The 21959-nt window shown below is 52.9% G+C and carries 15 protein-coding genes; 11 read left to right on the top strand and 4 right to left on the bottom strand.

Annotated features, from left to right (window positions below; genetic code table 11):
• The first annotated feature begins 29 nt into the window (after positions 1-29).
• The 4 genes from DUE52_RS09060 to DUE52_RS09045 all read left to right on the top strand — a co-directional run bounded on the left by DUE52_RS09060 (position 30) and on the right by DUE52_RS09045 (position 3373).
• Complete coding sequence (locus tag DUE52_RS09060; RefSeq protein WP_114405667.1) at positions 30-845, top strand: HEAT repeat domain-containing protein; 816 nt, start codon at positions 30-32, stop codon at positions 843-845.
• A gap of 148 nt (positions 846-993) precedes the next feature.
• Complete coding sequence (locus tag DUE52_RS09055; protein WP_114405666.1) at positions 994-1863, top strand: DUF4097 family beta strand repeat-containing protein; 870 nt, start codon at positions 994-996, stop codon at positions 1861-1863.
• A 159-nt stretch (positions 1864-2022) separates the two neighbouring features.
• Positions 2023-2862, top strand: a complete 840-nt coding sequence (locus DUE52_RS09050; RefSeq protein WP_114405665.1) for a DUF4097 family beta strand repeat-containing protein — start codon at positions 2023-2025, stop codon at positions 2860-2862.
• A 91-nt stretch (positions 2863-2953) separates the two neighbouring features.
• Positions 2954-3373: an organic hydroperoxide resistance protein gene (locus tag DUE52_RS09045; protein ID WP_114405664.1), complete on the top strand. Its 420-nt coding sequence runs from the start codon at positions 2954-2956 to the stop codon at positions 3371-3373.
• A gap of 256 nt (positions 3374-3629) precedes the next feature.
• Here the strand turns inward: DUE52_RS09045 and DUE52_RS09040 are convergent, their stop codons facing one another.
• Positions 3630-4052 (bottom strand): phage holin family protein, encoded by a 423-nt coding sequence (locus tag DUE52_RS09040; RefSeq protein ID WP_114405663.1) that lies wholly within the window; start codon positions 4050-4052, stop codon positions 3630-3632.
• An 86-nt stretch (positions 4053-4138) separates the two neighbouring features.
• On the opposite strand from DUE52_RS09040, the gene DUE52_RS09035 reads away from it, so the two are divergent.
• The 3 genes from DUE52_RS09035 to DUE52_RS09025 all read left to right on the top strand — a co-directional run bounded on the left by DUE52_RS09035 (position 4139) and on the right by DUE52_RS09025 (position 9303).
• Positions 4139-4876 carry a class I SAM-dependent methyltransferase gene (locus DUE52_RS09035; RefSeq protein ID WP_114405662.1) on the top strand — a complete coding sequence of 246 codons (738 nt, stop codon included), beginning with the start codon at positions 4139-4141 and terminating at the stop codon, positions 4874-4876.
• Between the two features lie 106 nt (positions 4877-4982).
• Positions 4983-6449: an MFS transporter gene (locus tag DUE52_RS09030; RefSeq protein ID WP_229312118.1), complete on the top strand. Its 1467-nt coding sequence runs from the start codon at positions 4983-4985 to the stop codon at positions 6447-6449.
• Positions 6450-6552: 103 nt separating this feature from the next.
• Positions 6553-9303 (top strand): alpha-d-galacturonidase, encoded by a 2751-nt coding sequence (locus DUE52_RS09025; protein WP_114405660.1) that lies wholly within the window; start codon positions 6553-6555, stop codon positions 9301-9303.
• A gap of 34 nt (positions 9304-9337) precedes the next feature.
• On the opposite strand, the gene DUE52_RS09020 is transcribed toward DUE52_RS09025, so the two are convergent.
• The 3 genes from DUE52_RS09020 to DUE52_RS09010 form a co-directional block, all read right to left on the bottom strand.
• On the bottom strand, positions 9338-10288 hold the full coding sequence (locus DUE52_RS09020) for an NmrA/HSCARG family protein (RefSeq protein ID WP_114405659.1): 951 nt from the start codon (positions 10286-10288) through the stop codon (positions 9338-9340).
• Positions 10289-10428: 140 nt separating this feature from the next.
• Entirely contained in the window at positions 10429-11193 is a 765-nt protein-coding gene (locus tag DUE52_RS09015) for a DeoR/GlpR family DNA-binding transcription regulator (RefSeq protein WP_114405658.1), read from the bottom strand.
• A gap of 314 nt (positions 11194-11507) precedes the next feature.
• The gene (locus tag DUE52_RS09010) at positions 11508-13121 is read right to left on the bottom strand and encodes a DUF5060 domain-containing protein (RefSeq protein WP_114405657.1); all 1614 of its coding nucleotides are present in this window, start codon (positions 13119-13121) and stop codon (positions 11508-11510) included.
• Between the two features lie 169 nt (positions 13122-13290).
• Between DUE52_RS09010 and DUE52_RS09005 the strand changes: the two genes are divergently transcribed.
• The 4 genes from DUE52_RS09005 to DUE52_RS08990 all read left to right on the top strand — a co-directional run bounded on the left by DUE52_RS09005 (position 13291) and on the right by DUE52_RS08990 (position 21873).
• Positions 13291-16464 (top strand): SusC/RagA family TonB-linked outer membrane protein, encoded by a 3174-nt coding sequence (locus DUE52_RS09005; RefSeq protein WP_114405774.1) that lies wholly within the window; start codon positions 13291-13293, stop codon positions 16462-16464.
• Positions 16465-16487: 23 nt separating this feature from the next.
• Complete coding sequence (locus DUE52_RS09000) at positions 16488-17903, top strand: RagB/SusD family nutrient uptake outer membrane protein (protein ID WP_114405656.1); 1416 nt, start codon at positions 16488-16490, stop codon at positions 17901-17903.
• A gap of 260 nt (positions 17904-18163) precedes the next feature.
• Positions 18164-19075 carry a glycoside hydrolase family 43 protein gene (locus DUE52_RS08995; protein ID WP_114405655.1) on the top strand — a complete coding sequence of 304 codons (912 nt, stop codon included), beginning with the start codon at positions 18164-18166 and terminating at the stop codon, positions 19073-19075.
• A gap of 14 nt (positions 19076-19089) precedes the next feature.
• On the top strand, positions 19090-21873 hold the full coding sequence (locus DUE52_RS08990; RefSeq protein ID WP_229312117.1) for a glycoside hydrolase family 2 TIM barrel-domain containing protein: 2784 nt from the start codon (positions 19090-19092) through the stop codon (positions 21871-21873).
• Positions 21874-21959: the final 86 nt, after the last annotated feature.

Below are 21959 nucleotides of genomic sequence, written 5' to 3'. Positions count from 1 at the left end.
AGACATCGCGAACGGAAACCCATACAAACATGAACTGTGAAAGCGCAAAAGAGCAATTGATCGATCTGTTGAGCCATGAACTTCCGGCCACCGAACGGGCCGCCGTTGAAGCACACCTGGCGGAGTGTTCGGATTGCCAGACGGAGCTGGCCGCGACCCGCCAACTCTGGCTGGCGATGGGCAACGTCCCGGTGCCCGAAACCGGCGAGAAAGTCCGCGCCCGTTTTTACGCCATGCTGGAAACGGTACAGATCGAAGAGACTAAAAAACGTCGTCGCTCGTGGAAGAGCATCCTGCGCCGGGTTCGGCGGTTTTTGACGCCCGAACTCGCCATTCGGGTCGCCTACAGCCTGTCGCTGGTGCTGGTCGGACTGGCGGGTGGCTACTGGCTGAGTGCGAAAAAAGCACCGGTTTACGAGCAGCAAATCAACGACCTGGGTGCTCAGGTGCAGCAGATGCGGCAGACGGTTTTGCTGTCACTGCTCGAAAACTCCTCGGCTACGGAACGGCTTCGGGCGGTGGAATACACCAAAGACATCGAGCAGGTGGATGCGCAGGTGATCGAAGCGCTGCTGGGTACGCTGAACAACGATTCCAATGTAAACGTCCGGCTGGTGACGCTGGAAGCCCTGGCCCAACTCGCGGCTGATCCGAAAGTTCGGGAAGGACTGGTGCATTCGATTGTCCGGCAGGATTCACCCCTGGTGCAATCCGCGCTGGCCGACGTGATGGTGAAACTCCAGGAAAAACGATCGCTCAAACCGCTTCGGCAACTGCTCCGGCAGGAAAACCTCAACGACTTCGTCAAGGTGAAAATCGAACAGACCATCAAGGAGTTGAGCTAGAAGAGAAAAGAGGATAGACAAGAGAGTAAAGACTTGTCACTCGATCCGCGTTTTCTTTGCTCTCACTTCTTTATTCTCTGCTCTCACATCTTTACTCTCACGTCTTTACTCTTTTCTCTCACATCTCACCTCTATAATCTGTACAAATATGAAACCATTTATCTCCCTCCTGCTGGTAGGGTTGGGGCTTTCCTGTGCCGCTGCGTCGGCCCAAACCCTGGAGTTTAAGGACCACATCAGCAAGGAATTTACGCTATCGAAAGACGCCGGCAGCAGTACGCTGGCCATCTACAACATCAGCGGTTTTATTAAGGTGGAAGGCTATTCGGGCACAAAAATAGTGCTGGAAGTAGACCGGAGCATTCGGGCCAAAACGAGCGAGCTACTGGAACAGGGCAAGAAGGAATTTCTGCTTCAATTCGATCAGGACGCCGACAGCGTCATTGCCTACATCGCCCAGCCCTATGATTCGCGCCCGAATCGAAATAACTGGAAAGATGGCACCAACCACCGACGGATCGACTACAAATACGAGCTCGATTTTACCGTAAAAGTCCCCTACTCCATGAACCTGCACGTCTCGACGGTGAACGGTGGCGATGTAACGGTGAAAGACGTCAGCGGCTCTTTATTTGCCCATAACGTCAACGGGGCCATTACATTAACCAACATCAAAGGAGCCACCGATGCCCGAACGATCAATGGCAATGTGGAAGCCAATTACCTGGTCAGTCCGCCCGAGAAATCGAAGTATTACACGCTGAACGGCGACATCAGGATCAGTTATCCGGCCAGTTTGTCCGCCGATCTGAGCTTCAAAAGTTTTCAGGGTGACTTCTACACCGATTTCCCCAATGCCGAAATTTTGCCCGTCAAAGTGACCAAAACGGAGGAAAAACGGAGCGACGGTACGGTTTACAAGCTCAACAAGGATACGTCCATCCGAATTGGAAACGGTGGCCAAACGCTCCAGTTCGAGACGTTCAACGGCAATGTGTACATCAAAAAACAATCGTAGCGGTTTTTGCCCCTAAATCCCCTAAAGGGCGGTCGGCCGCTGCCGGACTTTTGCATCCGGATGTTTCGGCGTCCAAGTCCCCTTTAGGCCGGGCCGACGTTTCGGGATTTAGGGGCAAAATTCACCTCTATATTCCAGTAAAAAACAAGCTAAAATTCCATGAAAACGAATCGCATACTAGTCGCCCTGTTCATGCTTATTTCTTTGACAGAAATCCAACCGCTGCTGGCCCAAAGTGACATCAAGGAACAACTCACCATTCCGCTGACCGACCCCAACAAACCGGGTTCCCTGCACGTCGGCATCATCAACGGTTCCATCCACGTTGTTGGCTACAGCGGAAAAGAAGTCGTGGTGGACGCCGTGGCAGAAACAAATACCGGCAAAAAGAAAGATGAAAAACCCGACGAGCTAGCCAATGGGATGAAGCGGATTTCGACCCGGGGCGGTCTCGATTTAAGCGCTACGGAGAAAAACAATAAAATTGAGTTAAGCTCAGGCTCCATCAAACGGGCCGTCACGCTGAACATCAAAGTTCCCCAGCAGTTTTCGCTCAAAGTCAGTACGATCAACAACGGTGATATTGTCATTGAAAATGTCAACGGCGAACTGGAGGTCAACAACGTGAACGGCCCCATTACATTGACCGGCGTGTCCGGCTCTGCCGTTGCCAACAGCGTCAATGGTCAACTGAAAGCAACGTTTAAAAACGTCAATTCCGAAGCACCGATGGCCTTTTCCACCCTCAACGGCACTGTCGATGTCACCTTTCCGGCCAATGCCAAATTTGATGTAAAGCTCAAATCCGACCGGGGCGAAATCTTCAGCGACTTCGACGTGGACGTTGACAAAAGCCAGCCCAAAGCCAGCCGAAGCAGCAAAGACGGCATGTATAAAGTGAGCATCGACGACTGGGTTCAGGGGAAAGTGAACGGCGGGGGTCGCGAGGTGATGATGAAAAACATGCACGGCAACATCTACATTCGCAAAGCGAAATAAACCGTATTCTGCAACCATTTCGACCCGGAGCCAGTTGTCTTGAAAACCGAGTTTGTCACCTCCGAACCCCGGCGGTGACTTATTTTTTAGCATGGACAAACTGTATACGGCGAAAGCCACCGCAACCGGAGGCCGCAACGGCCACGTAAAATCACATGATGGGGCATTGGATGTTGATGTCCGCGTACCGAAAGAAATGGGTGGGCCGAGTGGCACCTACCTGAATCCGGAAACCCTGTTTGCCGCCGGATATGCGGCCTGTTTCGATAGTGCGCTGAGCTTAATCATCCGCACGCAGAAAGTTGAAGCGGGTCAGACCAGCGTCACCGCCCAGGTCAGCATCGGTAAAAATGAAGACGGCGGCTTTGGACTAGCCGTTGTTCTCGAAGTTCAGATTCCGGGCGTAGAACGTTCAAAAGCGGAAGAACTGGTTGAGAAAGCACATCAGGTATGTCCCTATTCAAACGCCACCCGCGGAAATATTCAGGTCGATTTGAAAATTGTAGATTAATTTTCCTGAAGAATTTTAAATATAAGGCTTACGTCTGATAATTCTTTACACTTTCGCTTTTGCCCCTAAATCCCCTAAAGGGGACTTGGACGCGACTTAATCCGGATCCTATAAGTCCCCTTTAGGGGATTTAGGGGCAAAAGCGAAAGTCCTAAAATATCAAATGTCGAATGATCAATGTAAAAGTGCCGGATTGGCAAAACTTTTACATTGATCATTCGACATTTGATATTTTAGGACTTTCTAAAACGTTTTCTTACCGTTTAAAAGTATAAGCGAATTCCGCACCGGGGGTCAGCAGCACCGCTTCCCGCTGACGTTCTTCCACAACCGCTTCGGAGGGGGCCAGGGCACCGTCGACAATGGCACCGGCAATGGCGACAGAAACCGCAATCACCAACGCGGGCCAGAATCCGGCAATGGTGAAACTACCCATCATTTTATCGATCAGCTTCAGCAAAATAGCCGTTACCACAATCCGCACAATGCCGGTTAAGAAAAAGAGTGTCACCAGGTTGAGCGGAAAGCGGATAATCCAGCCGACCAGAAAATTAAGCGCGGCCAGGATAACCGCAATCAGCAGGGCCGTGCCAAAACTTTTTACGTCCACTTGGGGCATGATGTAAGCCAATCCGAAAATCACGGCGGCATCGAGTAACAGGTGCAAAATTAGATTCATGAGAAAGCGGGATTGATGGAAAATAATCCCTAAATAAACACTTTCTTTTGCAGCTTGTTCAACCCATAGCTCATTTCCTGCCCGCCATGAAAAACCCGTTTCGATCCATCAGCCTCTTCCTTTTGTTCATTACGTCCTTCTGTAAATCAGGCTTCGGTCAGCAACCCGCTACCACGACCGATTCGCCCAAAGGCGTGTATCAGTATCGAAAAGCGGCTTACGATGGCATCGGGAAAACCTACCTGGGCCGGGAAATTTCGCAGGTCATGGGCCATTTGGGAGCCGCCTGGCTCGAACGCCCGGAACGCGAGCAAGAAGAACGCACCGATCTGCTGCTGGACGCTCTGAACCTGAAACCGACCGATGTCGTCGCCGACGTGGGGGCCGGAACTGGGTATTTCACGTTTCTGATGGCTCCCAAGGTTCCGAAAGGTAAAATCCTGGCGGTCGATATTGAAAATGAAATGATTAACGATCTAAATACCACCAAAAAGAAGAAAGGTGTGACCAACGTCGAGCCGGTTCTGGGAACGATTACGGACCCCAAACTCCCCGCCAACGGCATCGATGTGGCGCTGATGATCGACGCTTACCACGAGTTTTCACACCCCCGCGAAATGATGACCAACATCGTCCGGGCGCTTAAACCGGGTGGCCGCGTAGTGCTGGTCGAATACCGCGCCGAAGACCCGAACGTGCCCATCAAACCCCACCACAAAATGAGCATCGCCCAGGCCACGAAGGAAATGAAAACCGTCGGCTTGCGGCTGAAAAGCGTCTATACCAAACTGCCCCAGCAACATGTGATGATATTTCAGAAGTAAAGACATCAGTAAAATGGAATGACAAATAATAGTTATCCTTTCGATACCTCATTCAAACAACCTTTCCCTACAACCCGTTACTTTCTCAAAGTAACTTCGTTTTCCTGTGTCATCAACAACGTCGGCGGTTTCATCATCTTCTCCCAATAAATGGATTATTCTGGGCACCATCATGTTCGGAACATTCATGTCGACACTCGACAGCAGCATCGTCAACATTGCCCTGCCCACCATCCGGCGGGAACTGGGCGCGGGCGACAGCGTCGAGTGGATCGTGCTTTGTTACCTCCTGACCACCACCAGCACGTTGCTCATCATGGGCAAACTGTCCGACTGGGTGGGCCGACGACAGCTTTATATCACCGGTTTTTGCGTGTTTGTGCTGGGTTCCCTGCTGTGTGGGCTGGCCTGGAACCTGTGGTCGCTGGTGGGATTTCGGGTGGTTCAGGGGCTGGGAGCATCCATGATTTTTGCCGTGGGCCCGGCCATCATCGGCGACACCTTTGCTCCACAGGAACGCGGCCAGGCGATGGGGCTGATGGGCTCCATTGTGGCCGCCGGGTCCAGCGCGGGGCCGGTTATCGGCGGTTTTCTGCTGGGCAAGTTCGGCTGGTCGAGCATCTTTTTTGTGAACGTCCCGATCGGTTTGCTGGCGATCTGGCGGGCCTGGACCATCCTGCCGGAAAGTCCGAAAGTAACCGGGCAACGGTTTGATCTGGTGGGTGCGGGGCTGTTTCTGTTCGGCGTTATCTCCCTGCTCACCGGTCTGGATTTTGGGCCAGAACCGCAGTATGGCTGGGATCATCCGCTCGTGGTCACACTCCTATCCATCGGTACAGTTTTGCTGGTGTTGTTTCTGTTTTGGGAAATGCGGGTTCGGGAGCCGATGCTGCAACTGAGCCTGTTCCGCATCCGGCCCTACACAGCGGCCATTCTCGCAGCCTTTTGCGGTTTTCTGGCATCGGGCGGTAATTTGTTTGTCATTCCCTTTTTCCTGCAACAACTCCTGGGACTTCCGCCCGAACGCGCCGGACTGATTTTGCTGGCTGGTCCCTTGACCCTCAGCCTGGTGGCCCCGCTGGGCGGGTATCTGTCCAGCCGAATCAGCACGCGCTGGTTGTCCAGTTTCGGATTGCTGATCACGGCGGGCGGTTATTTTGCGTTTTCGTTTCTGGACGTCGACTGGACCTGGCAGGATGTCATCTGGCGGAGTTCGCTGGTGAGTCTGGGCTTTGGCCTTTTTCAGTCGCCCAACAGCAGCAGCGCCCTCAACGCGGCCCCCATCGCCCAGCGTGGCATTGCCAGCAGCATGATTGCCTTCATGCGCAACCTGGGATTTGTCGTCGGCATTGCCATCGCTGCGGCCGTTTGGTACAGCACCCGCAACCGCTGGGCGCTGGCACACGATGCCTCGCCCGAATCGACGGCGGCCCAACTGCTCGGAATGCATTACGCCTACCTGACGATGAGCGGTTTAGTACTGACGGGTGCGCTCATTTCCTTCACGCGCGGCAAGATCACTCCACCGGTATCAAAACCGGTTCAAGTGGAAGATACGATTTCGAAGACTTGAGGATTCATCCGCCCAGGCTAACATTGTATATTTTTTGGAGAAAATGCTGGAGATTACCGGTATCTAAACAGGGTAAATTTGTACTGTTCCTAAGTCCTGTTGTATGAACCGCTACGCTAAAATTCTTCTATTTTCCATTCTTTTCTTCTTCCCAGGCATCGCATCAGTCATTGCGCAGGAAACCGGCAAAAAAGTCACCATCGTCACGCCGGTTTCGGCCCACGTTCGCGTCACCTTTGGTGTCGAAAAACTCAAACAGGCGCTGACCAAAGCCGGTTATCAAACTACGTTTTTCAAGGGCGTTCCGGCGAAGGGTAGTCAGCAGATTGTCATTGGGTTATGGTCTGATGCCAACGTCAAACCGGTTGCTTTGCGTTATAGATTAACGGCAAACCCAAACCCAGTCAAAGAAAGCTTTGCCATTCGGAGAGACGCGCAGAATCCGCTGCTGATTGCGGGAACCGACCCGTCCGGTGTCTTGTACGGCTGTCTGGAACTGGCTGAAAAAATCAGCGAAACCGGCCAGCTTCCCGAAACGATCAGCCTGCGTGACCAGCCGGAAATGGTGCTTCGGGGCACGGCCGTGGGCATTCAGAAACCGGTGTATCTCCCTGGTCGCGAGGTGTATGAATATCCGTACACGCCCGAAACCTTCCCGTGGCTGTATGACAAAGCACTCTGGATTCGGTACCTGGATCAGATGGCTGAAAACCGCTATAACTCCCTGTATTTGTGGAACGGCCACCCCTTTGCGTCACTGGTTCGGCTGAAAGACTATCCCTACGCCGTTGAAGTAGATGACGCGACGTTCCGGAGAAACGAAGAAATGTTCCGGTTCCTGACCGCCGAAGCCGACAAACGCGGCATCTGGGTCATTCAGATGTTCTACAACATCATTCTTTCAAAACCGTTTGCCGAAAAACACAACCTCAAAACCCAGGATCGAAACCGCCCCATCACCCCGCTCATCGCGGATTATACCCAAAAATCCATTGCCGCGTTTGTTCAGAAATACCCGAATGTCGGCCTGCTCATCACCCTCGGCGAAGCAATGGAAGGTGTCGGGCAGGATGACGTCGACTGGTTCACCAAAACGATTATTCCGGGCGTCAAAGCCGGACTGAAAGCCCTCGGCCAAACTGCTGAACCGCCGATTGTGCTACGCGCCCACGATTCCGATGCGCCCCGCGTGATGAAAGCCGCCCTGCCGCTCTACAAAAATCTGTACACGATGGCGAAGTACAATGGCGAAGCCCTGACGACCTACACGCCCCGCGGCAAATGGGCGGATTTGCACCGGACGTTAAGCAGCATCGGTACGGTTCACGTTGAAAATGTGCATATTCTGGCCAATCTGGAGCCTTTCCGGTACGGTTCGCCCGATTTTATTCAGAAGTCCGTTCAGGCGATGCACAAAGTGTATGGCGCGAATGGCCTGCATCTGTACCCACAGGCGTCGTACTGGGACTGGCCCTATACCGCCGATAAAACCGCTCCCCGCCTGCTCCAGCTCGACCGCGACTGGATCTGGTACAAAACCTGGGCGCGCTACGCCTGGAATTCTGAACGGGACCGGCCGACAGAGGTCACCTACTGGGGCAACCAACTGGCGGATCAATACGGTTTGCCGTCCGACAAAGGCAAGGACGTACTGGAAGCCTACGAAGAAACCGGCGAGATTTCACCGAAACTGTTGCGACGCTACGGCATCACCGACGGCAACCGCCAGACCCTCACGCTGGGCATGTTGATGACGCAGCTCATCAATCCGTTCCGCTACGGGCTGTTTACGCTTATGTATGAATCAGAAGCCCCTGAGGGTGAAATGATTATCGAATACGCCGAGAAGGAATCGAAACAGGAAAAACACCGGGGCGAAACGCCGGTTCAGGTGGCGGATGAAGTGATTGAACACGGCAAAAAAGCCGTGGCTGCCATTGACAAAGCGGCTGGTGCAGTGACTAAAAACAAGGCTGAATTTGACCGTCTGAAAAATGACGTCTACGCCCAGAATGCGATGGCGAACTTCTACGCCCAGAAAGCCCGGGCGGCCCTGGCGGTTTTGAAATACAAGTATTCAACCGACGTCCGCGATCTGGAAAAAGCCGTTCCGCTGCTGGAAAGCAGTGTGGAACATTATACGGATCTGGTGAAGCTAACGAAAGATACGTACCTGTACGCCAACAGTATGCAAACGAAGCAGCGCAAAATTCCGATGCGGGGTGTCGATGGAACCTTCAAAACGTGGGAAGAAATACTGCCGGTTTACCAAAAAGAACTGACGCGGTTTAAGTCCGTGATCGACTCGCTGAAATCGGCTCCGGCTACCGTGGACAAACAGCCCGTGTTGTTCAACCCGGCCGCTGTTACGATTCAAAGCCCGACGGTGGAGACGTATGCCGTTGCAAAAGGGCAGCGTATTTTTTCCGATACCAGCGTTGCCATCGCTGCGGTAGCGGAGGAATTGAAGAATCTGAAAGGCTTGCAACTGGCAAAATCGACACAGCAGTCGGAACGCACGAGCCTGACCTTTACGGCCAGCCAACCCGTCAAACTGCTGGTCGGTTTTTTTACCGAAAAGAACCCCAACTACCTACCCGCGCCGGAACTGGAAACCGACGCCAGCGCCAACGACTACGGGCAGTCGGAAATCAAAATTTCGAACGCCGTTCTGGTGGATGGCTTTCCGCCCGTCAATGTGCATACGTATTCGTTCAAAGCGGGAACGCACACCCTGAATCTGGGAAAAGGAGCCTGTTTGCTGCTCGGTTTTATGGACGGCAATCAGGACATCCCGGTTTTTGATGCGGGCCTGGCAGGTAATAAAAAGAACATCGACTGGCTGTTTGAGTAACACCAATAGCCAGTCGATGTTCTGAGCCGGGCCTTTAGTCCAGCGGAATACGCCCGGCGTTTTGCTCCAGCCAGGCATCAAACGACTGTAATTCGGGGTTCAACTCCCGGGAGTAGCTTACATCCCGGACTTTGTTGCACACCTCGTCGAAATCACGGTAGAACTGGAACATATTGCCCATATCGTCGGCTCCCGGGAAGCCAAAGCCCCGGTATACTTCCGGCGTAACGTAGTTGTAGATGACCTCCTGCCCGATCGCTTTGGAAAGTTTCGCAGCCATTTCCTGACCCGTCAATTGATCCCCCGCCACGCCGATGGTCTTCCCAACGAATTCCGTACCTCCCTGGAAAATGGCATAAGCGGTTTTGCCAATATCTTCGGAAGCCACACCGGCCATCTTCTTATCAGCCATCGGCAAGGTCAGATACAGCCTGTCATCGGGTCCCTTTTTAGGCCCGGCTCCGAAATAGATGAAGTTTTCCCAGTAAAAAGAAGCCCGGAGGAAGGTAGTCGGTACGCCTAAATCGGTAAAGAACTGGTCGGCTTCGCCTTTCGCATCAAAATGCGGCACTTTGTATTTGCCTTGAAGGGTTGGCATCCGGTCATCGTCCAGGGGAATCCACTCGCGGGTATCTTCCAGCGTCGACCAGATCACATGCTTCAGCCCGGCCTGTTTAGCCGCCTGGGCCATGCTGCGGGCTTCATTGTATTCCCGCTCCGGCGAAAAATGCGCCCAGAAAAAGGTTACGAAAAAGGCCCCATAGGTCCCCTCCAGGGCCTGGCGCAGGCTTTGCTCATCATCAATGTCAGCCACGACCACCTCGGCTCCCAATTGGGCCAGTTCCTTTGCCTTATCGGAACTGGTATCCCGCGTAATGGCCCGAACGGCAAACTCACTGTTTTTATCATGGAGGATGGCTCTGGCAAGTCCGCCCCCCTGGGCACCGGTAGCCCCGAAAATGGCAATAATCTTTTTCTCGGACATGAGTATTTTTGAGTTTAGGAGTTTAGAAACAGAACGTTCCATACCGAATGGCACAGAGCCCCCAAGTTAGGACAATAGTGGATACGTTGTCAACAACTGCACCTATTTTGCTTCACCCGCCGGCAGATGGATGTGATCCGCTACGGTGCAATGATCAGTTCAATCTCGTTGTCGTGGAACACCTGTTTGTATTTTTCCTGAATCGTCGCGTCGGTGATGATGTAATCGATCAGCGACAAGGCCCCCAGGCTGGCGAAGGCACTTTTGCCAATTTTGGTCGAATCGGCCACCAGATAGGTTACATCGGCGGCATCGATCATGGCTTTTTTTACGACTAAGTCACTGATGCTCGGATAGGTTAATCCCGCCTTGAGCGAGATTCCCGCTGTGGCCAGAAACAGCTTCTGGACGTTGATGCCTTTGAAAAAATCGGCGGCTTTCTGGCCCGTCAGCGACAGCGTGGGCGGTTTAAACTCCCCGCCGGTCATGATGACCTCGATGCCGGTTTCGGCGCCCAGAATCAGGGCGATGTTCAGGGCGTTGGTGATCACCGTGAGGTTTCGGTAGCCGCGCAGTTTTTTGGCGATTTCGGTGGTGGTCGAACCCGAATCCAGAATGATGGTGTCACCACTTTCGATGAATTCCAGGCACTTGCTCGCGATGCGTTCCTTTTTGTCGATGTTCTCCTGATTTCCCAGCGACACCGTCCGCACCTGGTCTTCCACGTTTTTCAGGTAGGCTCCGCCGTGGTCCTTGATCACCAGCCCGTCTTTTTCCAGTTTTTCAATGTCCTGACGAATCGTTACTTCCGTCACCTTAAAGATTCGGGCCAGGTTGACGATCTTGGCGGAGCCGTCTTCCTTCAGCAATTCAAGTATTTTATCCCGACGTTGATTCGGTAGCATACGGTTTTATCTAAACTTCCTGAATTTATCAAAAGTAACAAAAAGAAATTTTCCCTTCGCTATCGATTCATTATCAACGTTCCGGTTTGTTACCCAGCCCACGGTTTCAACCGTGGGGTTTCGCGAAATATCCACCCAAATTTTGAAACCGTTTTAACGGTTTTGAGATCCTGAAACCGTTAAAACGGTTTTTGCAGATTCGGTTTTGTCCTCAAAGACCCACGGTTGAAACCGGGGGCTGGATTTGTCTCTTTTCCAATTCATTCTCCATTCCCACTATTCACAAATAAAACATAAAAACCGAAACCCAATTCCTATTTGATCTGCGTCAGCCGAATCGCCTGATACGGTTTGGCAGGCAGGCGAATTCTCTTAAATCCTTCGTCATACACCCGGTAATCTTTGGCTTCCCCCAGCCGGAAGGTGTCCGAAACGGGCGTAATGGTCATGTTCCAGGTGTCGATGAGTTCGGCTTTGAAAACCGCTCCGGTGGGTGGTGCGCCTTTTTTCGGCAGACTGAACACCCATTCCGGCGGCATCTGTTTCCCCAAATAAATCAGGTAATGCGCGCTGTCGGACTGGCAGGTCTGGTGGTCTTTCCAGGGGTCCGCCAGTTCAACCGGGCCGGGTTGCTGCTCCAGCAGATTTCGCAGAAAACCGATCCGGGCCGGACTTTGCCCGTGGAATCGGCCGCCTTCGGCCCAGAAGATGGTGTCGCCCGGCGTCCGGTACGTTTCGCCGTGCGTCACGTAGGTGCCGGCTATCACGCCTTGCCAGAACGTCTCCGTCATTTCCTCCGGACTCAGCCTTCCCCAGCGCTGCGGGAGGTTCCCTTCGTAACAGACCTCGTCGTAGATCACCGGTTTTCGGTAGGCATCGCGCAACAGAACCGCCCGCCCAAAATCTTCCACCGTCGAACCGTTCTGAATGCTGACGTGCGTGAAATACGGTTTCCAGTTGTCGTAATATTCCGTGCCGTTGTGGATCGAACAAAGGTGATGATACGGATCGGCTTCTACCACGGCTTTGCTGTAGACATCCCAGGCTTCACGCGATTTCGTTTTGATGAAATCAAATTCATTCGCCATCGACCACCACACATTCTGATACGCTGACAATCTGGCTACCAGATACTTGATGTAGAATAAATCATTCTTCACGCCCATGCTGTCGAATCCCCAGCGGCCTTTGTCGTACGGATGAAAAATGATCAGATCAGCTTCGATATTCAGTTTGGCAAGGTCTGAAATGCGCTTTTCCAGGTGCCGGAAAAACGCCGGATTGAAGCGCGTAAAATCCCATTCGTATTTCGTAGAACCGTTGGGGCGTTTGGTGCGGCCTTTCTCTTCGTACGCAAAAAGGGCCGGTTCTTCCTCCACGTAACTGTACGTTTTCGGGAATACGCACATTCTGATTTTATTGAACGACGAATTTTTCAAGGTGGTCAACGTCTGTTCCTGCAACGGCTCGGGCTGGTGCGTCCAGGCATACGCCGTCGTACCGAAGGGGTAATACGGTTTTCCGTTGGCGTACTGAAAGTGGTACATGTTCCGGACGCTGACCGGGCCGTGGTTCGTCGCAGAAGGCGCGTGGCACGTAAAGCTTCCTTTTTTTCCACTCAATGCTTTGACGTTGCTGGATGTCCGGTACGACCATTGCCCCGTCGCTTCCGGCATGAACCGGATTTTATACACGCCGTCGCCGTCGTAAAAACCGGTCGTTTTCACCTTCTTCTCACCCGACGAGAACTCGGCTGTTAGCCAAACGTCCGTAAAGGGATTGCCAGCCGTTGGCCCCGATAAGGTAATCTCGTAGACCCCCCATTTTTCAACGGCGTTTTCGGAAGCCACCGTTCCTTGCGCGATCAGATACAGCGGAGAACCTATGAAGAAAAAACACAAAAGCCGGAATTGAGCTTGTCTGGACATAATTCAAGAAAATATTTTTAAAAAACAAAGTAAAACAAATAAAACGAAATACTTTTAAGAAAAAATAAGAAAATACCAACCTAACGTACTTTAAACCATTCACTATTTGCTGGTAATTTATTCGGATTCAATTGATCATTTCTATGAACATTTTAACAAATCCAGTACGATGAGCTCTACTCTTACCTCCCGAAGATCCTGGCGAGCCAGCGTGATCTTTACTTTACTTTGTTTTTCTTTTGTTCAGGTATTCGCACAGACCAAATCCCTTACCATTACGGGGAAGGTCACCGACGAAAACGGAAAACCGCTACCGGGCGTTTCCGTGCTGATCAAATCCGCCACCAGCGGTACGATTTCGAATCAGGAGGGTGCCTATTCCCTTTCCGCCAACGACAACTCGACGCTGGTCTTTAGCTCCATCAGCTACGAAACCCAGGAAATTCCGGTCAGCAACCGCTCGGTGATCGACGTTTCCATGCTTCCATCCAACAAGACGCTTAATGAAGTAGTCGTGGTGGGTTACGGTACGCAAAGCAAACGGGCCATCACCGGCGCGGTGGCCTCGGTGGGCTTTAATGAGTTCAAAGACCGCTCCTTCAGCAATGTTACTCAGTCGCTGGCGGGCAAAATTGCCGGGGTCAACATCACGCAGTCGCAGGGAGCGCCGGGCGTTTCGCCCATTATCCGGATTCGGGGCGTCAGTTCCATCACCGCCGGTACGACTCCGCTGTTCGTGGTGGATGGTGTTCCGCTCGAAAACTTCAACCTGAACCTGATCAATCCGCAGGATATTGAGTCGGTCGATGTTCTGAAAGATGCTTCATCCGCAGCCATTTATGGCTCGCGCGGGGCCAACGGCGTTGTTTTAATCACGACTAAACTCGGTAAAGTCGGCAAAACCAGCATCAGCGCGGGCTACGAATACGGCACGCAGTCGGTGATCCGGAAAGTGCCGATGATGGACGCCCAGCAGTGGATCGGGTATTACATCGACGCCCACAACAACGCCTGGGTCGACCTGAATCCGGCTGTCAACAAAGCCTCGGACCCCAACAGTGCCCGGCCCTCGACGTACCGCATCCCGGAAGACTTTATCAATAATCCGCAGCAATTTGGCAAAGGCACCGACTGGCAGGACGTCATGTTTCGCGTGGCTCCGTCGCACAACGCGCAGCTTTCAGTTTCGGGCGGAACCGAGAAAACCCAGTTTCTGTTTTCGGGATCATACCTCGATCAGCAGGCGGTTCTGGATGAAAACTATTACAAACGGCTGGCCCTTCGCACCAATATCAAACACACGGTTTCGGACAAATTTTCGCTGGGGCTGAACCTGAGCGCAACGACGGTTTTTGATCGGACGGAAGGGACGCAGGGCAAAAGCGACGTCGTCAGTCTGGCGATTCAGAGCGATCCGATTTTTCCGGTTTACAACGAAAACGGCAATCTGGGCTACCGCGACCCCAACTCGGTCTGGAGCAAATACGTCGCCTACAACGACCTGAACCTCTGGCATCCGTATTCGCTGACCCGGTTTTACCACAAGCAGAACAAGTCGTTCAACACCCTCGCAACCGCCTTTGCCGAGTACTTTATTACCAACGATCTGAAGTTTCGGACCAGCATCAGCGGCAACCTGTTCAACACCCGCCTGAACTCGTACCGGGTTAAAAATCAGGGCTATGGCTATTCGGGATTGCTCCCGGCGGAGGGCAACGTGCAGTCGTCGTACATGCTAAACTGGCTGTCGGAAAACACGCTGACGTATGACAAACGCTTCGGCGACCACAGCCTGAATGTGCTGGCCGGTTATTCGGTTCAAAAACAACGCGATGAATTTGCGACGGTTACCTCGGGTAATTTCCCAAACGACCTCGTCGAAACGCTCAATGCCGGGGTGGTCACCAGCGGTTCCAGCACGGCCACCGAATGGTCGATGATCTCGTATCTGGGCCGGGCGCAATACAATTTTCAGAACAAGTATTTCCTGACGGCGGCCATTCGCCGGGACGGTAGCTCGCGGTTTGGGCGTGACACCCGCTGGGGCTATTTCCCGTCGGCTTCGGCGGGCTGGCTGATTTCGGACGAGTCGTTCATGCAGAACGTCAAGTTTGTGAACAGCCTGAAAGTGCGCGCCAGCTACGGGATTGCGGGGAACAACCAGATTCCAAATTACGGCGCCATCAGCCTGTTATCGGCGACCAACTACGTTTCCGGGGCCGCCCTGGCATCCGGTCTGACGATCTCCAACATTTCGAACACCAACCTGAAATGGGAACGCACCGGCCAGATGAACATCGGCGTTGACCTGCGCGTGCTGAACGACCGGATCGGGTTGTCGGCGGAATATTACAACTCGGTGACGCGCGATATGCTCCTGAACGTGCCGGTGCCCGACATTTCCGGTTTTTCGTCCCAACTTACCAACATCGGCCGGATGCGCAACCGGGGGATTGAGCTGAATATTAATTCTAAAAACACCACGGGAAAAGTCGTCTGGACGACGGATCTGAATGTCAGCCGGAACCGCAATACGGTTTTGCAGTTAGGCCCTACAAACGCCCCGATTATTTACACCGATTTCGTCGTGGCGGTGAAAACCGAAGTGGGCCAGCCGATTTCCAATTTCTACGGCTACGTGGTCGACGGCGTATTTAAAAACCAGGCGGCCGTCGATGCGGCACCGCACTACAGCTCAACCAAACCGGGTGATCCGATCATCCGGGACGTGAACGGCGACGGCAAGATTACACCGGACGACCGCACCTCGCTGGGCAATTTCCAACCTGATTTCACCGCCGGTCTGACCAACACGGTTTCCTACAAAGGCTTCGACTTTTCGTTTCTGTTGCAGGGAACCTACGGCGGGGAGATTGTGAACCAGAATTTCCGCTACCTGGGCTTCTGGAACAACGGCCGGAACATGTTTGCGAGCGTGGACAACCGCTGGCGGTCGGAAGCCGATCCCGGCGACGGCAAACACTTCCGCGCGACCCTCGGCCTGACCGGTTTGCAGGATCAGTTTCACAGCCTGTGGGTGGAGGATGCGTCGTTTACCCGCCTGAAAAACATCCGGCTTTCGTATACGCTGCCGTCGTCGCTGACCCGCAAAACCCCGTTCCGCGTGGCCCGCGTGTACATCAATGCCGATAATGTGTACCTGTGGAGCAAATACACCAACTACGACCCCGAAAACACGACCTACGGTGCCAGCAATTATGCCGGCGGCAGCAACGGATTGAATGCCTCGGGCAATGCGCCCAACGGAGCCTTCATTGGCGTCGATTACGGTTCGTACCCCATCCCGCGCGTCGTCACGATTGGCCTGAAAGTAGATTTGTAAGCTGAACACTAGAACGATCACCCATGAAAACGATACGATATTTCCTCACCTTTCTTTGCGTCAGCTTGCTGACCTCCAGTTGCCAGGACACGTTTCTGGATCTGACGCCATTGTCTAATCCAACGGCGGATAACTTCAAAACCCGGGACGATTTCGAGCTGGCCGTCAACGGGGCGTATGCGTCGCTGTACACGGTTTACCACCCTGAAGGTCCGGTTTCGTACGCCAACGAGCAGATGAGCGACAACGCCATCATGTTCAATATTTCGGGGATTCAGGCCGATAAATGGCAGTTCAAGGACTACAGTCTGGCCACCGCCAACACAATGGTGTACCAGTTCTGGCAGGAATCCTACAAGGCGATTTTCAACGCAAACATCGTGCTGGACAAAATTGAAGGGGCCAGTCTGGATGCCGCTTACAAGGATGGCGTGAAAGCCCAGATGCAGTTTCTGCGGGGACTTTATTACTTCAACATGGTGCAGTTGTGGGGCGATTTGCCCATCGTCACCACGCCACTGACCGGCGAGGAAAGCTACGCCGTCCTGCGTTCCCCGCAAAGTGCGGTTTACGATCAGATCAAGAAAGACCTGATTTTTGCGGCTGAAAAACTACCACTGGCGACGGCCATTACGATTCCGGGCCGGGCTTCCAAAGGAGCGGCTCAGACGTTGCTGGGTAAAGTGTATCTGACCCTGGGCGATAAAGCGGCCGCGGCTACCGTGCTGAAAGAAGTGTACAACAGCAATCAGTATTCATTGCTCGCCAATTATACCGATTTGTGGGGACCGAGCGTCAAAAATACCAAAGAGTCAATCTTTGAAATTCAGTATCTGGGCGGAAATGCCTCGGCTCCATTCAGCCGCTTTTATCAGACATTCTACCCGAACAACAACTTCCTCGGTTTCTACGGCGGTGGCATGAATCAGGTAACCGACGATCTGTACAATGAATACGAAACCGGTGACCCGCGCCGGGATGCCTCGATTGCGCTGGGGTATAACAATGCCGGGACGTTCATCGCCCAGAAATACCCCATCAAATGGACGGATACCAAAGCGACGCAGGTGGGCGGCAACCCATTGGCCAACAACAACTTCATGGTGCTGCGGTACGCCGATGCGCTGCTGCTGCTTTCCGAAGCGACCGGCGATCCGATGTACCTCAATCTGGTCAGAACGCGGGCGAAACTGCCCAAGTTTGGCGAGGCAACGTATCCAATCGCCAAATACCCGACGCTCGATCTCGCCATCGAACACGAACGCCGGACGGAATTAGCCATCGAATTTCAACGCTGGTTCGATCTGAAACGCACCAACCGCGCCGTCCCGGTTCTGACCGCCAAAGGGAAAGCCATTACTGCCACGAAACTGCTCTGGCCGATTCCCCAAATCGTCCGCACCCAGAATCCGGCCATTACGCAGAATCCGGGGTATTGACTTTTGGTATTCGGTTTAAGGTTTTCAGTTTACGGTTTACGGTGGCTGACGCACGTAATTGGAACGCGTCAGAAAGCTTGCGTCAGCCACCGTAGCGACGGCCCGGCGTAAACTGAAAACCGTAAACCGAACACCAAACTCTCGGATTGACAAAATCCTACACACCCCCGCTAAAATGATACATATCCCACACCCCGAAAAATTGATCCTTTGTAGATGCGAAAACCGGCTTTTTAGCCGAACGCATTGACACCCTAACCATGAAGCGGATTCATTACCTGTTCAGTATTCTGCTCCTGCTCAGTTCGTGTTCGAAGAGCGTCTACCTGTTCAGTTCGTTTCATGAACCGGCCAACGAAGGGCTCCGGTTTTTGTACAGCACGGACGGTTATCAATGGACAGACCTGAACCGTACATTTCTGAAACCCGAAATTGGCAACCAGAAAGTGATGCGTGACCCGTCGATTGCGCAGGGCAAAGACGGCACGTTTCACCTCGTCTGGACGAGTAGCTGGAAGGACGACAAAGGCTTCGGTTATGCGAGTTCCAAAGACCTCATTCACTGGTCTTCGGAGCGGTTTATTCCAGTGATGGAACACGAACCGACAACGGTCAATGTCTGGGCGCCCGAACTGTTTTACGACGACGAAACCGACCGGTTTATCATCATCTGGGCGTCCACCATTCCGAGCCGGTTTGAACGCGGGGTGGAAGAGGAGAAAAACAACCACCGGATGTATTACACGACCACGAAAGACTTCCAGACCTTCGCGCCTACCCAACTGTTTCTCGACCCGAAATTCAGCGTGATCGATGCGGTAATCGTCAAGCGAAAACCCGCTGATTACGTGCTGGTTCTGAAAGATAATACCCGCCCGGAACGCAACCTCAAAGTCGCGTTTGGGAAAGAGGCAACCGGACCCTACACCGACGTATCCACACCGTTTACCAAAAAATTCACCGAAGGCCCCTCCGTTGCCAAAGTTGGTGATGATTGGCTGATTTATTTCGACTCCTATCAGGACAAAAATTACGGAGCCGTGAAGACCCGCGACTTCAAAACGTTTACGGATGTTTCCGCCCAAATTGCCGTTCCGGAAGGCCACAAACATGGGACGATTTTCAAGGTAAAAAAACGCGTATTAACCGACTTAAAAAAGGCCAGTAACTGACCCGAATCCGACCCATGATGTACCGATTGATACCGGTTTTTCTTCTTCTGATTGCGCAGGTTGCCACCGCCCAGCAAACCGAAAAACGGTATTTGTCCGGCACCGGAAACGACCAGACCGTGAACTGGGAATTTTACTGCACAGCCGGTCGGAATTCGGGAAAGTGGACCACCATTCCGGTGCCGTCGAACTGGGAGTTGCAGGGATTCGGGAAGTACAATTACGGTTTTGCCAAAGACAGTTCGCGCGGCAAAGAACAGGGACTTTACAAGCATACTTTTCAGGCTCCGGCGTCGTGGAAAGGCAAGCGAATCAACCAGGTTTTTGAGGGTGTTATGACCGATACGGAAGTCAAACTGAATGGCAAACCGGCGGGGCCAAAACACGAAGGTTCCTACTACGCATTCAAATACGATGTATCGAATTTACTCCAGTACGGTTCGGGCAATTTGCTGGAAATTACCGTCTCGAAACACTCGGTGAACCCATCCGTCAACGAAGCCGAACGCAAGGGCGATTTCTGGATTTTCGGCGGTATTTTCCGACCGGTTTACCTGGAAATTCTCCCCGCCCAACACCTCGAACACGTTGCCATCGACGCCAAAGCCAACGGCTCTTTTACGGCCCAACTTCAATTGAAGACAAACCGCAAAGCCACTGAAATTTCCGGACAGATTTACACGGTTTCCGGACAAAAAGTAGGCGAACCGTTCAGCGCAAAAATCGGTACAGAAACCCATACCGTTGCCCTGACAAAAACCGTCCCGAAACCGCTCTTGTGGACGTCGGAAACACCCAATCGTTACAAAGTAGAATTCAGGTTGTTGGAAGCTGGAAAACCGGTGCATACCGTGACGAAATTCTTCGGTTTCCGAACCGTCGAAGTGAAGCCGCGCGATGGTATTTACGTCAACGGTACAAAAGTCAAACTCAAGGGCGTCAACCGGCATTCGTTCTGGCCGTCGTCGGGCCGGGCCTTGAGCAAAAAACTGAGCATTCTGGACGTCAATCTGATGAAAGACATGAACATGAATGCCGTCCGGATGTCGCACTACCCGCCCGATGATCATTTTCTCGACGTCTGCGATTCGTTGGGACTTTTCGTGTTCGACGAGCTGGCGGGCTGGCACGGCCATTACGACACGCCGACGGGCACTAAACTGCTCCACGAACTGATTACGCACGATGTCAACCACCCGTCGGTTATTTTCTGGATCAACGGGAACGAAGGCGGTCACAATGTCGAACTGGATGCGTTATTCACCCAAGAAGACCTTCAAAAACGGCCCGTCATCCACGCCTGGGAGGATTTCGGCGGTTTTGACACGCAGCATTACCGGGAATATAATTACGGCATCGGCACTTACAACCACGGCCACTCGATCACCTTGCCCACCGAATTTCTGCACGGGATGTACGACGGCGGCCACGGCGCGGGGCTGGAAGATTACTGGGAAGCGATGTGGCACGATCCGCTGGCGGCTGGCGGTTTTCTCTGGGATTTTGCCGATCAGGGCGTCGTGCGAACGGATCAGAACGGCCTCATCGACACCGACGGAAACCGGGGCGCCGACGGCATTGTGGGGCCATACCGCGAAAAAGAAGGCAGCTTTTTTACGATCAGAGAAGTCTGGTCACCGATTCGGCTGGAACGTCGGGAGATCACGCCAACCTTCGACGGCACGTTTCCGATTGAAAACCGGTATCACTTTACCAATACGAGCCGCTGTTCGTTTACCGGAAAACTAGTCAAAGTGGGTGGCCCATTCGACGGCGTAAAACCGTCTGAAAAATCATTTCCCGTTGCGGCACCGAACCTGAAACCGCTCGAAAAAGGCGTACTAAAGGCTCAGTTACCCAGCAACTGGAAAGACTACGACTTTCTATACATCACCGCCACCGATCCGCACCGACGCGAGCTATTTACCTGGAGTTTTCCGATTTCGTTACCCCACCAAATTGCCGCGTCGCTCGTCAAAACCGACGGTTCGGCTCCGGTCACTTTCACTGAATCCGATTCTTTGTATACCGTTTCGGCCAACGGCATTGTGTTGTCATTTAGTAAGCGAACCGGCATCTTGAAACAAGTGACCAACCGGAACGGAACGATCCCGTTCACCAACGGCCCGGTGTTGCAGGAAGGTGTCAACAATTTCAAAAATTTCACCCACCGCATGGACGGCAAAACCGTCGTCATCGAATCGACCTTTGACCGAAAAAGCAGCTACAACACGTTGCAATGGACCATTTACCCATCGGGCTGGGTCAAAATGCGGGTGCGGTATTTTCCAGATGGCTATTTTACGACGCTGGTGGGCGTCAATTTCTCGTTCCCCGAACGCGAGATGAAGGCCGTCAACTGGATGGGCAAAGGGCCGTATCGCGTCTGGAAAAACCGGATGAAAGGCGGCACATTGGGCGTCTGGAACAAGGCGTATAACAACACCGAAACCGGTGAATCGCCGGTGGTATACCCCGAATTCAAAGGCTATCACGCCAACCTGTACTGGTGCCGGTTTGAAACCACTGGCCAGCCTTTTACGGTGGCGACGGAAAACGAAGATGTTTTTTTCCGGCTGTTCACCCCCGCCTGGAAAACCGATCAATGGCACAATTACGAACCCCTCTTCCCGACGGGCGATCTGTCGTTCATGCAGGGCATCAGCAGCATTGGCAGCAAAACGCAGCGCAACGAAACCACCGGCCCAATGGGCATGAAGCATATTTTTTATGACTACGAAAAGGAACCCGCGCGCGCCAAAGAGCTGACGTTGTATTTTGATTTTTCCGGGAAATGAAAAAGAACGCCCCTAAATCCCGATCGTCGGCCCGGCCTAAAGGGGACTTCAAGCATCTGGATGTTTCGGCGTCCAAGTCCCCTTTA

The organism is Larkinella punicea, assembly GCF_003334855.1.
Lineage (GTDB): Bacteria > Bacteroidota > Bacteroidia > Cytophagales > Spirosomataceae > Larkinella > Larkinella punicea.
This window is presented reverse-complemented; position numbering and strand designations above follow the sequence as displayed.

Coding starts and splice junctions, on each gene's coding strand:
- DUE52_RS08990 (WP_229312117.1), top strand. CDS start 19,090: ATGATGTACCGATTGATACCGGTTTTTCTTCTTCTGATTGCGCAGGTT.
- DUE52_RS08995 (WP_114405655.1), top strand. CDS start 18,164: ATGAAGCGGATTCATTACCTGTTCAGTATTCTGCTCCTGCTCAGTTCG.
- DUE52_RS09010 (WP_114405657.1), bottom strand. CDS start 13,121: ATGTCCAGACAAGCTCAATTCCGGCTTTTGTGTTTTTTCTTCATAGGT.
- DUE52_RS09040 (WP_114405663.1), bottom strand. CDS start 4,052: ATGAATCTAATTTTGCACCTGTTACTCGATGCCGCCGTGATTTTCGGA.
- DUE52_RS09005 (WP_114405774.1), top strand. CDS start 13,291: ATGAGCTCTACTCTTACCTCCCGAAGATCCTGGCGAGCCAGCGTGATC.
- DUE52_RS09015 (WP_114405658.1), bottom strand. CDS start 11,193: ATGCTACCGAATCAACGTCGGGATAAAATACTTGAATTGCTGAAGGAA.
- DUE52_RS09055 (WP_114405666.1), top strand. CDS start 994: ATGAAACCATTTATCTCCCTCCTGCTGGTAGGGTTGGGGCTTTCCTGT.
- DUE52_RS09000 (WP_114405656.1), top strand. CDS start 16,488: ATGAAAACGATACGATATTTCCTCACCTTTCTTTGCGTCAGCTTGCTG.
- DUE52_RS09020 (WP_114405659.1), bottom strand. CDS start 10,288: ATGTCCGAGAAAAAGATTATTGCCATTTTCGGGGCTACCGGTGCCCAG.
- DUE52_RS09045 (WP_114405664.1), top strand. CDS start 2,954: ATGGACAAACTGTATACGGCGAAAGCCACCGCAACCGGAGGCCGCAAC.
- DUE52_RS09060 (WP_114405667.1), top strand. CDS start 30: ATGAACTGTGAAAGCGCAAAAGAGCAATTGATCGATCTGTTGAGCCAT.
- DUE52_RS09050 (WP_114405665.1), top strand. CDS start 2,023: ATGAAAACGAATCGCATACTAGTCGCCCTGTTCATGCTTATTTCTTTG.
- DUE52_RS09035 (WP_114405662.1), top strand. CDS start 4,139: ATGAAAAACCCGTTTCGATCCATCAGCCTCTTCCTTTTGTTCATTACG.
- DUE52_RS09025 (WP_114405660.1), top strand. CDS start 6,553: ATGAACCGCTACGCTAAAATTCTTCTATTTTCCATTCTTTTCTTCTTC.